14 protein-coding genes are annotated in these 13,161 nt (G+C 72.5%); 11 read left to right on the top strand and 3 right to left on the bottom strand.

What is annotated here, in order from left to right; genetic code table 11:
* Nucleotides 1–57: 57 nt before the first annotated feature.
* From ACZ7M7_RS08050 to ACZ7M7_RS08060, 3 genes are all read left to right on the top strand, one after another.
* A complete protein-coding gene (locus tag ACZ7M7_RS08050) occupies nt 58–1,299 on the top strand; it encodes an alpha/beta fold hydrolase (RefSeq protein ID WP_383611984.1) in 1,242 nt (413 codons plus the stop codon).
* The gene (gene tsaE / locus ACZ7M7_RS08055; protein WP_383630032.1) at nt 1,265–1,777 is read left to right on the top strand and encodes a tRNA (adenosine(37)-N6)-threonylcarbamoyltransferase complex ATPase subunit type 1 TsaE; all 513 of its coding nucleotides are present in this window, start codon (nt 1,265–1,267) and stop codon (nt 1,775–1,777) included. The genes ACZ7M7_RS08050 and tsaE overlap by 35 nt, the downstream gene beginning before the upstream one ends.
* 184 nt (nt 1,778–1,961) lie before the next feature.
* Nucleotides 1,962–2,150 (top strand): hypothetical protein, encoded by a 189-nt coding sequence (locus tag ACZ7M7_RS08060; RefSeq protein ID WP_427840356.1) that lies wholly within the window; start codon nt 1,962–1,964, stop codon nt 2,148–2,150.
* Here the strand turns inward: ACZ7M7_RS08060 and ACZ7M7_RS08065 are convergent.
* On the bottom strand, nt 2,147–2,701 hold the full coding sequence (locus tag ACZ7M7_RS08065; RefSeq protein ID WP_383611975.1) for a hypothetical protein: 555 nt from the start codon (nt 2,699–2,701) through the stop codon (nt 2,147–2,149). The two genes, ACZ7M7_RS08060 and ACZ7M7_RS08065, sit on opposite strands and share 4 nt — an antisense overlap.
* A gap of 111 nt (nt 2,702–2,812) precedes the next feature.
* Between ACZ7M7_RS08065 and tsaB the strand changes: the two genes are divergently transcribed.
* From tsaB to ACZ7M7_RS08085, 4 genes are read left to right on the top strand one after another with little or no spacing between them, the layout of a single operon-like run.
* Nucleotides 2,813–3,469 carry a tRNA (adenosine(37)-N6)-threonylcarbamoyltransferase complex dimerization subunit type 1 TsaB gene (gene tsaB / locus ACZ7M7_RS08070; protein ID WP_472114072.1) on the top strand — a complete coding sequence of 219 codons (657 nt, stop codon included), beginning with the start codon at nt 2,813–2,815 and terminating at the stop codon, nt 3,467–3,469.
* Nucleotides 3,466–3,996, top strand: a complete 531-nt coding sequence (gene rimI / locus ACZ7M7_RS08075) for a ribosomal protein S18-alanine N-acetyltransferase (RefSeq protein WP_451174703.1) — start codon at nt 3,466–3,468, stop codon at nt 3,994–3,996. The genes tsaB and rimI overlap by 4 nt, the downstream gene beginning before the upstream one ends.
* Nucleotides 3,989–5,107 carry a tRNA (adenosine(37)-N6)-threonylcarbamoyltransferase complex transferase subunit TsaD gene (gene tsaD, locus ACZ7M7_RS08080; RefSeq protein WP_472114075.1) on the top strand — a complete coding sequence of 373 codons (1,119 nt, stop codon included), beginning with the start codon at nt 3,989–3,991 and terminating at the stop codon, nt 5,105–5,107. Before rimI ends, tsaD begins: the two co-directional genes overlap by 8 nt.
* Nucleotides 5,104–5,373: a hypothetical protein gene (locus ACZ7M7_RS08085; RefSeq protein ID WP_472114077.1), complete on the top strand. Its 270-nt coding sequence runs from the start codon at nt 5,104–5,106 to the stop codon at nt 5,371–5,373. Before tsaD ends, ACZ7M7_RS08085 begins: the two co-directional genes overlap by 4 nt.
* Nucleotides 5,374–5,403: 30 nt before the next feature.
* Here the strand turns inward: ACZ7M7_RS08085 and ACZ7M7_RS08090 are convergent, their stop codons facing one another.
* The gene (locus tag ACZ7M7_RS08090; RefSeq protein ID WP_472114079.1) at nt 5,404–7,731 is read right to left on the bottom strand and encodes a beta-xylosidase/alpha-l-arabinosidase; all 2,328 of its coding nucleotides are present in this window, start codon (nt 7,729–7,731) and stop codon (nt 5,404–5,406) included.
* Between the two features lie 168 nt (nt 7,732–7,899).
* Between ACZ7M7_RS08090 and ACZ7M7_RS08095 the strand changes: the two genes are divergently transcribed.
* The 4 genes from ACZ7M7_RS08095 to ACZ7M7_RS08110 all read left to right on the top strand — a co-directional run bounded on the left by ACZ7M7_RS08095 (nt 7,900) and on the right by ACZ7M7_RS08110 (nt 11,989).
* A complete protein-coding gene (locus ACZ7M7_RS08095) occupies nt 7,900–8,985 on the top strand; it encodes a LacI family DNA-binding transcriptional regulator (RefSeq protein ID WP_472114082.1) in 1,086 nt (361 codons plus the stop codon).
* A gap of 137 nt (nt 8,986–9,122) precedes the next feature.
* The gene (locus tag ACZ7M7_RS08100) at nt 9,123–10,193 is read left to right on the top strand and encodes an LCP family protein (protein ID WP_472115176.1); all 1,071 of its coding nucleotides are present in this window, start codon (nt 9,123–9,125) and stop codon (nt 10,191–10,193) included.
* Between the two features lie 111 nt (nt 10,194–10,304).
* A complete protein-coding gene (locus ACZ7M7_RS08105; RefSeq protein ID WP_383611956.1) occupies nt 10,305–10,661 on the top strand; it encodes a YciI family protein in 357 nt (118 codons plus the stop codon).
* 47 nt (nt 10,662–10,708) lie between these two features.
* Entirely contained in the window at nt 10,709–11,989 is a 1,281-nt protein-coding gene (locus ACZ7M7_RS08110) for an RNA polymerase sigma factor (protein WP_383611953.1), read from the top strand.
* Here the strand turns inward: ACZ7M7_RS08110 and ACZ7M7_RS08115 are convergent, their stop codons facing one another.
* Entirely contained in the window at nt 11,990–13,159 is a 1,170-nt protein-coding gene (locus ACZ7M7_RS08115; protein WP_383612050.1) for a THUMP-like domain-containing protein, read from the bottom strand.
* Nucleotides 13,160–13,161 lie beyond the last annotated feature (2 nt).

Genomic DNA, 13,161 nt, shown 5'->3' on the forward strand with positions numbered 1-13,161 from the left:
CTCGGTACCCACGTCACACCGAGACACCGGGCACGACCCGGCGAAGAGGAGCGGTACGTGAGCGAGAGCAGCGCGGAGGTCGTCGCGGCCGTCGCCTCCGCCACGGGGGCGGCCGCGAACTGGCGCAGGGCGACCGGGTTCGCCGGCGCCGCGATAGGTGTGATCGCGGCCGGCGCGGCCGCCGGTGTCGCCATAGAGCGGATGACCGTGGGCCGCGGCATGCGGCAGAAGGCCCGGCTCGCCCTCGACTCGGCGGGACCGTACGGCTCGCTGCGCGGCATGCCCGGCAAGGCGTACGCCGACGACGGCACCGAGCTGTACTACGAGGTCGACGACGTCGACCCCGAGGCCGCACCCGCCCTCACCCCGCGTCGGCGACGGCTCTTCGGGCGCAAGGCACCCGCCCCGGTCACCGTCGTCTTCAGCCACGGCTACTGCCTCAGCCAGGACTCCTGGCACTTCCAGCGGGCCGCGCTCAGGGGCGTCGTGCGCACCGTGCACTGGGACCAGCGCAGCCACGGCCGGTCCGGGCGCGGCGTCGCCCAGACGGAGGAGGGCAAGCACGTCGACATCGAGCAGCTGGGGCGCGACCTGAAGGCCGTCATCGACGCGGCCGCGCCCGAAGGGCCGCTCGTGCTGGTCGGACACTCCATGGGCGGGATGACGATCATGGCGCTGGCCGACCAGTTCCCGGAGCTGATCCGGGACCGGGTCGTGGCCACCGCCTTCGTCGGTACCTCGTCCGGGCGGCTCGGCGAGGTCAACTTCGGGCTGCCCGTCGCCGGAGTGAACGCGGTCCGCCGGATCCTGCCGGGCGTGCTCAAGGCGCTGGGGCAGCGGGCCGAGCTGGTGGAGAAGGGGCGCCGGGCCACCGCCGACCTGTTCGCCGGGATCATCAAGCGGTACTCGTTCTCGTCCCGGGACGTCGACCCGGCCGTCGCCCGGTTCGCCGAGCGGATGATCGAGGGGACGCCGATCGACGTGGTCGCGGAGTTCTACCCGGCCTTCGCCGACCACGACAAGACCGAGGCGCTCGGGCTCTTCACGGAGATGCCGGTGCTCGTCCTGGCCGGTGTGGGCGACCTCGTCACGCCCAGCGAGCACAGCGAGGCGATCGCCGACCTGCTGCCGGACGCCGAGCTGGTCCTGGTGCCGGACGCCGGGCACCTGGTGATGCTGGAGCACCCGGAAGTGGTCACCGACCGTATGGCCGACCTGCTCACCCGCGCGGGTGCCGTGCCGGCAGGAGCTACCGTAAGTGGCTATGGAAGCACCAGCAGCACCGCACAACGCGGGTGACCTCGACCTGACCGTCACTTCTCCCGAGCAGATGCGGGAGCTGGGCCGGCGGCTCGCAAAACTGCTGCGCGCCGGTGATCTCGTGATGCTCAGCGGGGAGCTCGGCGCGGGCAAGACGACGCTGACCCGGGGGCTCGGCGAGGGGCTGGGGGTCAGGGGCGCGGTCACGTCGCCGACCTTCGTGATCGCCCGTGTGCACCCCTCCCTCGGTGACGGTCCGCCGCTCGTCCACGTCGACGCCTACCGGCTGTCCGGCGGCCTGGACGACATGGAGGACCTCGACCTCGACGTCTCGCTGCCCGAGTCGGTGATCGTCGTGGAGTGGGGCGAGGGCAAGGTCGAGGAGCTGACCGAGGAACGGCTTCAGCTCGTGATCCACCGGGCCGTGGGCGACACGACGGACGAGGTTCGGCACGTCACGGTGACGGGGCTGGGCGAGCGCTGGGCCGCGGTGGATCTGAGCGTGCTGTCGGCCTGAGCGTGCCGTGGGCCTGAGGGCGCTGTCGGCCTGAGCCGGACCGGGTGCCGGTCGGGCGCCTGATGAACATTCCGACAAGACGTCGGCAAGATATTGCGTTTGCGGTCTTGTGCGTGGTCACATGGTATCCAGTCCGTGGTTAGGTCTACCTAACTACGTCCGCCCCCGGCCCCAGGAGGCGTCCATGTCGGCATCCGAGAACAAGGCGCAGAGCGAGGCGCGGCCGCGGCCGTACGCGCCGGTCGCCGGGGTGTCCATGCGCGATCTGCTGGCGGCCGGCGCCGCTGCGAACGTGATCTCCACCCCGCCGCGTCTCCCTGACCCGGGGACGACCCGCGAGCCCGCCGATCACGGGCACCGCAACGCCGCTTAGCGGATCACGACAACCGTCCGGCCGATCGTCGCGAAGTCCCACATCGCGTTGCCGTCGGCCCGCGTTTCGCGGATGCCGCCCGTCTTCACGGTCGGAGCGGGCTGGGGCGCCGGGCCGTCGACGGCCGTGCTGAAGCCGATCGTGACGTTGTCCACGCTGGTGAAGCGGACGACGTGCTCCACGGCGAGGCCGTCGGTGCCGGTGACCGCGTTGGAGCGGGAGCTGACGGTGTAGGCGCCCGGAGCCGGGTCGACCGATCCGGGGGCCACACGGAACGTGCGCTTGACCTTCTCGCCCGTGTCGACCAGCCACACCCGGTCGTCGTCCACCGAGTAGACGACCCGTTTCCCCGCGCCGGACCCGGTGGGCAGCGCGTCGGGGTCCTTCCCGTCGCGGGGCGCCTTGGAGGTGCTCACCCTGGGAACGCTGTCGGCGACCGGCCGGCCCAGGTCGGCCGGGATGTTCGAGTAGGCCTGGAAGGCGAGGAAGCCGACGGTCGCAAGGGCAGCCGCGGTCAGCCCCGCCACGATTCCGGAGCTGCTGCCTGCCATTGGCCACCTCAGCGTTCGCGTCGTACCTGGTGATCGATTCCGACCGTAGCAGTCGTCAAGCGGCCGACCGGGACGGCGCTTCCCGGGGCGTGGGCGCCGTAGGCTGTTTGCGTGCTCTTGCTCGCTCTGGATACCGCCACCCCCGCCGTCACCGTCGCGCTGCACGACGGTACGGACGTAATCGCCTCGTCGAGCCAGGTGGACGCGCGCCGGCACGGCGAGCTGCTGCTGCCGGCCGTCGACCGGGTCCTCGCCGAGGCCGGTGTGAAGCTCGACGCCGTCACCGGCGTCGTCGTAGGCATCGGACCCGGCCCGTACACCGGGCTGCGCGTCGGCCTGATGACCGCCGACACCTTCGGGCTCGTCCTCGGCGTCCCCGTGCACGGCGTGTGCACGCTGGACGGCCTCGCGTACGCCGCCGACATCGAGAAGGGCCCGTTCGTCGTCGCGACGGATGCCCGGCGCAAGGAGGTCTACTGGGCGCAGTACGCCGACTCCCGCACGCGGCTGACCGACCCGGCCGTGGACCGGCCCGCCGACATCGCCGACCAGGTCGCCGGGCTGCCGGCCGTCGGCGCGGGCGCGCTGCTGTACCCCGACACCTTCCCCAGCGCCCACGAGCCCGAGCACGTGTCGGCGGCGGCCCTCGCGGCGCTGGCCGCCGAGCGGCTGGCGGCGGGCGAGGAACTTCCCGCGCCCCGGCCGCTGTACCTGCGCCGGCCCGACGCCCAGGTCCCCAAGAACTACAAGGTGGTCACCCCCAAGTGACCGAACCCGTGACGCCGACTCCCGCCGCTGCCGCCGGATCCGTGCTGCGCGAGATGCGCTGGTGGGACATCGACGCCGTACTCGGCCTGGAGAAGGAACTCTTCCCCGAGGACGCCTGGTCCCGGGGCATGTTCTGGTCCGAGCTGGCCCACTCGCGCGGGCCCGGGGCGACCCGGCGTTACGTCGTCGCCGAGAACGGTGGACGGCTCGTCGGATACGCCGGCCTCGCCTCCGCCGGAGAACTGGCCGACGTCCAGACCATCGCCGTCGCCCGCGACCACTGGGGGACGGGGCTCGGCGGCCGTCTCCTCACCGAACTGCTGCGGGCCGCGACCGACTTCGAGTGCGCCGAAGTGATGCTGGAGTGCCGCGTGGACAACGTCCGGGCGCAGAAGCTCTACGAGCGCTACGGCTTCGAGGCCATCGGCTTCCGGCGCGGCTACTACCAGCCGGGGAACGTGGACGCCCTGGTGATGAGACTGACCGACCCTGCAAACTCCGTACAAGGAACCGAGATCAATGGCTGACTCGCGGGACGAACCCCTAGTACTCGGCATCGAGACCTCCTGCGACGAGACCGGCGTCGGCATCGTCCGCGGCACCACCCTGCTCGCCGACGCCGTCGCCTCCAGCGTCGACGAGCACGCCCGCTTCGGCGGCGTCGTGCCGGAGGTCGCTTCCCGGGCGCACCTGGAAGCCATGGTCCCGACCATCGACCGCGCGCTGAAGGAGGCGGGCGTGAGCGCCCGCGACCTGGACGGCATCGCGGTGACGGCCGGCCCCGGCCTGGCGGGCGCGCTGCTGGTCGGCGTATCGGCGGCCAAGGCGTACGCCTACGCGCTGGGCAGGCCGCTCTACGGCGTCAACCACCTCGCCTCGCACATCTGCGTGGACCAGCTGGAGCACGGGGCGCTGCCGGAGCCGACGATGGCACTGCTGGTGAGCGGCGGCCACTCGTCGCTTCTGCTGTCGTCGGACATCACCTCCGACGTCCGCCCGATGGGCGCCACGATCGACGACGCGGCGGGCGAGGCCTTCGACAAGATCGCCCGGGTGCTGAACCTGGGCTTCCCGGGCGGTCCGGTCATCGACCGGTACGCGCGCGAGGGCGACCCCGGGGCGATCGCGTTCCCGCGCGGACTGACCGGGCCGCGCGATCCGGCGTACGACTTCTCCTTCTCCGGTCTCAAGACGGCGGTGGCCCGCTGGATCGAGGCCAAGCGGGCGGCGGGCGAGGAGGTGCCGGTGCGCGATGTCGCGGCGTCCTTCCAGGAGGCGGTCGTCGACGTGCTGACCCGCAAGGCCGTCCGCGCGTGCAAGGACGAGGGCGTCGACCACCTGATGATCGGCGGCGGTGTCGCGGCGAACACCCGCCTGCGGGCCCTCGCCCAGGAACGCTGCGAGCGGGCCGGCCTCCGGCTGCGGGTACCCCGGCCGAAGCTGTGCACGGACAACGGGGCGATGGTCGCGGCCCTCGGCGCGGAGATGGTGGCCCGGAACCGGCCGGCGTCCAGCTGGGACCTGTCGGCGGACTCCTCGCTGCCGGTGACGGACCCTCATGTGCCGGGCACGCCGTCTGCGCACGACCACGGCCACGACCATGTGCACGAGGTCAGCAAGGAGAACCTCTACTCGTGACGGTCGCGCTGATGTGGGAGGCGCGGGCGGTCCCCGGCAGGGGCGAGGCCCTGCTCGCCTGGGCCCGGGCGCAGGAGCTGGCCGCACGGCCCCTGCGCCGGGAGACCTTGCGCGCACCGCAGGACCGGGTGCTCGTCATCACGTGGTGGGATGCGGCGTACGACGCGGAGCTGCCCGAACTGCCCGAGCCCGACAGGGAGTTGGTGACTCGGACGGTGCATCGGTGGCGGTTCGAGTCGGTGGATGCCCGGCCGGGCCCGGTGTGAGTCCGGCGGGGCTCCGGCGCGGCGCCTGCGTCACCCCGGCCCCGACACCTCCGCCTCGCACCGAAGCCGCCGACCCGCCCCCACCTCCCGTACGGGGCCGGTGAGGTGCAGCCGTGCCGTATGCCGTACGTCCGAGCTCGACGCCGCCAACCGCAGTTCCAGAACCCCCGGTTCGACGATGCGGCGCCCCGAACGGTCGGTGAAGGACGACAGGTCCGCGTGGAAGCGGAAGGTCACCCGGCTCGCTTCACCCACCCCCAGGTCGACCCGCTGGTAACCGATCAGCCGCACATCCGGCCGTGTCACCGACGCCACCGGATCGTGCAGGTACAGCTGGACCACCTCCGCGCCCGCCCGGTCGCCGGCGTTGCGGACCGTCACCGACACCTCGTAGGAACCGTCCGTGCCGATCTCCGCCGGGTCGTCCCCGCCCGTGAAGCCGCCCCACGAGAATGACGTGTACGACCCTCCGCGCCCGAACGCGTACAGCGGCGTCGGGTCGAGATTGCTCACCTCTCCCGCCAGCCCCAACGGCGGCTGGAGGTACGTCCACGGCTGCCCGCCCGGCTCCCGCGGCACGCTCACCGGCAGCCGTCCCGACGGGTTGACCCGGCCCGACAGCGCTCCCGCCACCGCCGGTCCGCCCTCCTCCCCGGGGAAGAACGCCTGGACGACCGCCGCGAGCCGCCCCTGCCAGGGGCCCAGGGCGTACGGCCGACCGGTCAGCAGCACCAGCACCACCGGGACGCCGGTCGCGATCAGCGCGTCCAGCAAGTCACCCTGAGCACCCGGCAGCCGCAGGTCCGTCACATCGCAGCCCTCGCCCGACGTGCCCCGCCCGAACAGGCCTGCCCTGTCGCCCAGCACCGCCAGGCACACGTCCGCCTCCGACGCCCGTGCCACCGCCTCCTCGAAGCCTGCCGTGTCCGGGTCGGAGACCGCGCAGCCCTCGGCGAACGTCACCTTGGCGTCGGGGAGTTCGGCGCGCAACGCCTCCAGGAGCGTCGGGATCTCGATGCCCATCGGCACCTCGGGGTGGTGCGTAAGGACATGGGACGGGAAGGAGTAGCAGCCCAGCATCGCCAACGCGTCCGCCGCGCGCGGGCCCACGACTGCGATACGGGCGTCGGAGGAGAGGGGCAGGACGCCGTCCGGGTTGTCCAGGAGCACCACCGACTCCTCGGCCACGCGCCGGGCCAGGGCGCGGTTCGCAGCCGAATCCAGGTCGAGGTCCGCTGCCTTCGGCTCCGGCGTCCAGTCCTCGTCCAGGAGACCCAACTCGCACTTCTGGAGCAGGACCCGGCGGGCCGCCCGGTCCACCAGTTCCTCCGCGACCTCGCCCGACCGGACGGCCTCCAGAAGGGGTTTCCCGTAGCACTTCAGGGTGGGGAGTTCCACGTCGATGCCGGCCGCCAGCGCCGCGTGCGCCGCCTCCCCCGCACCGCCCGCCACTCGGTGCAGCGTCTCCAGGAAGCCGATGCCGAAATAGTCGGCGACCACCGTGCCCGTGAAACCCCATTCCGCCCGGAGGAGTTCGGTCAGCAGCGCCGGGTCCGCCGACGCCGGCACTCCGTCCGTCTCGTTGTACGCCGCCATCACCGACCGGGCCCCGCCCTCGCGCAGCGCCATCTCGAAGGGCGGGAGTGTCACGTCCGCGAACTCGCGGATGCCCGCCCGTACGGGTGCGAGGTTGCGGGCGCCCGCAGAGGACGCGTACCCGGCGAAGTGCTTGAGTGTGGCGATCACGCCGGCCGACTCCAGACCCCGGACGTAGGCCGTGCCGATCGTGCCGGTCAGGTACGGGTCCTCGCCGATGGTCTCCTCGACGCGGCCCCAGCGCGGATCGCGTACGACGTCCAGGACGGGGGCGAGGCCCTGGTGGACGCCGGCCGAGCGCAGGTCCTGGCCGATGCGGGCGGCCATCTCCTCGATGAGCGGGGGGTCGAAGGTGGCTCCCCAGGCGAGGGGTACCGGGTAGGCCGTGGCCTGCCAGGCCGTGAAGCCCGCCAGGCACTCCTCGTGGGCCACCGCCGGGATGCCGAAACGGCCCGCCCCGGCGATACGGCGCTGGGCGCGGGCCAGTGCCCGCGCGGCCGGCGCCGGGGCGACGGGAGCGGTGCCGAAGGAGCGGGTGAGCTGGCCGAGGCCATGGGTGATCAGCTCGGCCCAGTCGTAGTCGGCGGTCATGTCGTGCTGGTGCGGGGCGACTCCCTCGGCCCGTGCCTCGCCGTCCGTGGCGGCGCCCACCCACACGCCGTACAGCTGGGCGGTCTTCTCCTGCAGGGTCATCCGGGAGAGGAGGTCGTCGACGCGGGCGGCGGCGGGCAGGGCGGGGTCGCGCCAGGGGGCGGTGGTCATGAAACTCCTGTCCGGGCGGTGGTCATGAAACTCCTGGCCGGGGCGGCGGCTGGGAGGCCCTCACATCAGCCTCTCGCGAATGTTTCGCTATTCACCTCGAATGTTCCGGGAACCTAGGCGCGGTGAGAAGGGTTCGTCAAGAGGTCGCGCAGGGATACGATCGCCGCCATGACACCCTCGGAGCCCGCCGAAAGCCGGACCACAACGCGTGAAACCCGGACGACACCACCGTCGACCGGCCGGTCCACCCAGACCGCGACGCTCGCCGAGATCGCCCGCGAGGCCGGCGTGTCCGCGCCGACAGTTTCGAAGGTCCTCAACGGACGCGCCGACGTCGCCCCGGCCACCCGCACCCGCGTCGAGGAACTGCTGCGCGCCCACGGCTACCGCCGACGGCGGGCCGAGGCGAGCCGCTCACCCCTGATCGACCTGGTCTTCCACGAGTTGGAGAGCGCGTGGGCGATGGAGGTCATCCGGGGCGTGGAGAACGTCGCCCGCGACGCGGGGCTGAGTGTCGTGCTGAGCGAGAGCGCCGGGCGGCTCACCCCGGGCAGGACGTGGGCCGACCAGGTCGCCGCCCGGCGCCCGCACGGCGTGATCCTCGTACTGTCCGGGCTCGACGAGTCCCAGCGTGCCCTGCTGACCAGCCGTTCGATCCCGTTCGTGGTGATGGACCCGGCGGGCGACCCGGGCGCCGACGTGCCGTCCATCGGGGCCACCAACTGGCAGGGAGGGCTGGCCGCCACCCGGCATCTGGTCGAGCTCGGGCACCGCAGGATCGGCGCGATCACCGGGCCGTCCCGCATGATGTGCAGCCGCGCGCGCATCGACGGCTACCGCGCCGCTCTGGAGACGGCCGGGCTCCCGGTCGAGCCGGACCTGATCCGGCCCGGCGACTTCCACCACGAGACCGGCTACCGGCAGGGCCTGGAACTGCTGCGCCGCCCGGACCGGCCGACCGCCGTCTTCGCCGGCAACGACCTTCAGGCGCTCGGGCTGTACGAGGCCGCACGCGAGCAGGGGCTGCGCATTCCGGAGGACCTGAGCGTGGTCGGCTTCGACGATCTGCCGATCGCACGCTGGGTGGGGCCGCCGCTCACGACCGTACGGCAGCCGCTGACGGAGATGGCCGAGGCGGCGGCGAAGCTGGTCCTCGACCTCGCGCGGGAGGAGGGTGCGCCGGTGGCGACGCGGGTGGAGCTGGCGACGAGCCTGGTGGTGCGCAGCAGTACGGGGGCGCCGCCGGCGGCTTAGCCCCATGCTCGTCGAAGCCAGTCGGTTGGTCGACCGAAACTTTCGGATGTGCTTCGACGGGTCCTCCTGGAAGTCTGAGAATTTCCGAAGAAAAGGCGCTCTGCCGCTCCTGCCCGTAATAATTCGGACGTACGTTCCTGCCTGTGACGGGACTTGGGGCGAACGGGCGTGCAGCGGACGGGGACTTGGGCGGACGGGCGAGTCGGCGGCCGACGGCGCTGAAGGCGGCCGGACTCGTCTTCGCGGGCGCCCTGGTGCTGGGCGCGGCTGCCGTGAGCTGGGCGTACTGGCACCTGAACCACAACATCAAGAGCGTCGACATCGACAGCGCCCTCGGCGACGACCGCCCCCTGAGCGGCCGGACGACACCGGTCCCGTCGGCTTCCGCCTCCGCGCTGCCCACCGGCTCCCTGAACATCCTCGTGCTGGGCTCGGACTCGCGCACCGGCGAGGAGAACAAGAAGCTGGGCGGCGGCAGCAGCACCGGCGCCCGCTCGGACACGGCGATGGTGGTGCACATCGACGCCGGCCGCACCGGGGCGACCGTCGTCAGCATCCCGCGCGACACCCTGGTCACCCGCCCGTCCTGCCCGCTGCCGTCGGGCGGTTCGACGGAGGTGGCGTACAACGCGATGTTCAACAGCGCGTACGCGCTCGGCGGCCCCGTCTGTGCGGTCAAGACGGTCGAGTCGCTCACGAACGTCCGCATGGACCACTACATCGAGATCGACTTCTCGGGCTTCGCGAAGCTGGTGGACGCGCTGGGCGGCGTCACCGTCACTACGGACGAGGACATCGACGACGAGGACAGCCACCTGACCCTCGACGCGGGCACGCATCACCTGGACGGCACCCGGGCGCTGGCCCTCGCGCGCACCCGGCACGGCATAGGCGACGGCAGCGACCTCGGCCGTATAGGCCTGCAACAGCAGCTGGTGACGGCCCTGCTGGACCAGATCTCCGCCACCGACCTCCTCGCCGACCCGGCCCGCCTCTACCGTGTCGCCGACGCGGTGACCGGCAGCCTGACGACCGACACGGGTCTGGACTCACTCGGCGAGCTGACGGGCCTCGGGCAGAGCCTGCAGGGGCTGTCCTCGGACACCGTGCGGACGGTGACGATGCCGGTGGTGCCGGCGCCGTCGGACCGCAACCGGGTGGTGGCTCGGGAGCCGGAGGCGGGGGAGCTGTGGGAGTCGCTGCGGTGACAGCAAAAGATCTTCGAAAAAAGTCCGGGGAGCGTGTCGATCCGGCAGCCTCCCGTTCGACGCAGGGGTGAGAGCCGGGAAGGACCCGGTCATCGCCCCTGAGGAGTCACCATGCCGCGCTACCTGTCGCTCGTCCGGATCGACGAGTCCACCGCCCCCGCCGAGGGCCCGAGCCCCGAGATGATGCAGCGCATGGGGGAGCTGCTGGAGGAGATCACCAAGGCCGGCGTCATGCTCGACACCGCCGGTCTCACCCCGTCGGCGCAGGGCACCCGCGTGCACTGGGACGGCGCGAACGTCTCCGTCACCGACGGGCCCTTCACCGAGTCGAAGGAGGTCATCGGCGGCTACGCGATCACGCAGTGCAAGGACAAGGCCGAGGCGCTGGAGTGGGCCTCGCGGTTCGTGAAGGTCCACGGGGAGGGCTGGCAGGTCACCTGCGAGTTGCGGGAGATCGCCGAGGGCTGATCCGCCCTCCTTGGATACCCGGCCGTACGGGTGTTGCATGGTGGGCTGTGACCCCGCAGCCCACCGCAGACCCGCACGGCGCCATCGAGACCGTCTTCCGCATCGAGTCTCCTCGCGTGATCGCCGCCGTCGCCCGGGTGGTCCGCGACGTCGGGATCGCCGAGGAACTCGCGCAGGACGCGCTGGTCGCCGCGCTGGAGCAGTGGCCCCGCGACGGCGTCCCCGACAACCCGGGCGCCTGGCTCATGGCCGCCGCCAGGCACCGCGCCGTGGACCTGATCCGCCGCCGCGAGAACTACGCCCGCAAGCTCGCGCAGATCGGCCGCGACCTGGAGACGACGGCACCGCCCGAGGAGCCGTCCGCCCTCCACGACCCCGACGACATCGACGACGACCTGCTGCGGCTGGTCTTCACCACGTGCCATCCGGTGCTGTCGCCGCAGGCCCGCATCGCCCTCACCCTGCGTCTCCTCGGCGGGCTGACGACGCCGGAGATCGCCCGGGCGTTCCTGGTTCCGGAGGCCACGGTCGCCCAGCGGATCGTCCGCGCCAAGCGCACCCTGGCGACCAGGAACGTCGCCTTCGAGGTGCCGTACGGCCCCGACCGCGCGGCACGCCTCGGCTCGGTCCTGGACGTCATCTACCTGATCTTCAACGAGGGGTACGCCGCCACGGCCGGCGACGACTGGCTGCGCCCGTCGCTGTGCGAGGACGCGCTGCGGCTGGCCCGCGTGCTGTCGGGACTGATGCCCAAGGAGCCCGAGGTGCACGGCCTGACCTCCCTTCTCGAGTTCCAGGCGTCCCGCACCGCGGCCCGCACCGGCCCGTCCGGCGAGCCGATCCTCCTCAAGGAGCAGAACCGAGGCCGCTGGAATCGCATGCTCGTCGCCCGCGGCATCGCAGCGCTGGACCGCGCGGGCGCCACCGCCACGGGAGCGCCGGGGCCGTACGCCCTCCAGGCCGCGATCGCCGCCTGCCACGCGCACGCGTACACCTACGAGGAGACCGACTGGAAGACCATCGCCACCCTGTACGGCCTGCTGTCCGCCCGCTCCCCGTCCCCCGTGGTCGAGTTGAACCGCGCGGTCGCCGTGTCGATGGCGCAGGGGCCGGAGCCCGCGCTGGAGATCGTCGACGCGATCGCCTCCGAACCGGCGCTGCGGGACTACCACCTGCTGCCGAGCGTGCGCGGCGATCTGCTGCTGCGTCTCGGCCGTACGGCGCAGGCGCGGGCCGAGTTCGAGCGGGCGGCGCGACTGACGCGCAACGAGCGGGAGCGCGAGATGCTGCTGAAGCGAGCGGCCGGCGACGAGGGCGACGAGGTCTGACTACGCGGGCCGCCCGACCAGCATCGTCGGCGCCCCCGCCACCCGGGTCAGGAACACGGTCGCCGCGTTGTGCCCCTGAGGCTTGACCTTCTTGCGCAGCTCCTCCGGCTCGACCGCCGACCCGCGCTTCTTCACGGTCAGGATGCCGACCTCGCGCTCCCGCAGCAGTGCCTTCAACTTCTTCACGTTGAAGGGGAGTTGATCGGTGATCTCGTAGGCGGCGGCGTAGGGCGTCGGCCGCAGCTCGTCCGCCGTGACGTACGCGATGGTCGCGTCGATCAGGCCGCCGTCCAGTTGCTGGGCGACCTCGGCGACCAGGTGGGCGCGGATGGCGGCGCCGTCCGGCTCGTACAAGTACCGTCCGACCGGCCGGACTTCGGGGTCGGGGAGGCCTCGGGAGAGCAGGGAGCGCGGTCCCGGCAGCAGGGTGGCCCGAACGGCCCCGGGACCGGTCCCGAACCACAGCACCGCTTCCTTCACGTCCCCGCCGTCCGAGATCCACTCGGCCTCGGCCTCCGCCGGGATCGCCTCGTGCGGGATGCCGGGCGCGATCTTCAGCGCGGCACGGGGTGCCTTGCGGGCCGTCTCCACGGCCCAGGACAGCGGCGGCGAGTACGCCTCGGGATCGAAGATCCTCCCGCGGCCGCCCCGACGGGCGGGGTCGACGAACACGGCGTCGTAGCCGGAGACGTCCACCTCGGTGACGTCCGCCTCCCGCACCTCGATCAGGCGGGTCAGGTCGAGGACCTCCGCATTCGCCCGTGCCACGGCCGCCGTCACCGGGTCGCGGTCCACCGCCAGCACCCGTATCCCGGCCCGCGCCAACGCGATCGCGTCGCCCCCGATCCCGCAGCACAGGTCGGCGACCGAGCCCACCCCCAGCTCCTTCATCCGGTCGGCCCGGTACGCCGCGACGCTCGCCCGCGTCGACTGCTCCACGCCGTTCGGCGTGAAGTACATCCGCCCCGCGTCCACCGCCCCGAACTTCGCCACCGCCCGCTGCCGCAGCCGCGCCTGCCCGAGCGCCGCCGACACCAGCTCGGCGGGGTGCTCGCGGCGCAGCCGGGTGGCGACGGCGAGTTCGTCGGCGGGGTCGGTGTCGCGTACGGCGTCGAGGAGGGCGCGGCCCTCGGGGGTGCGGAGGGAGAAGAAGGCGGCGAGGTCGTTCACCG

The sequence above is a fragment of the Streptomyces sp. NPDC111606 genome, from assembly GCF_055656945.1.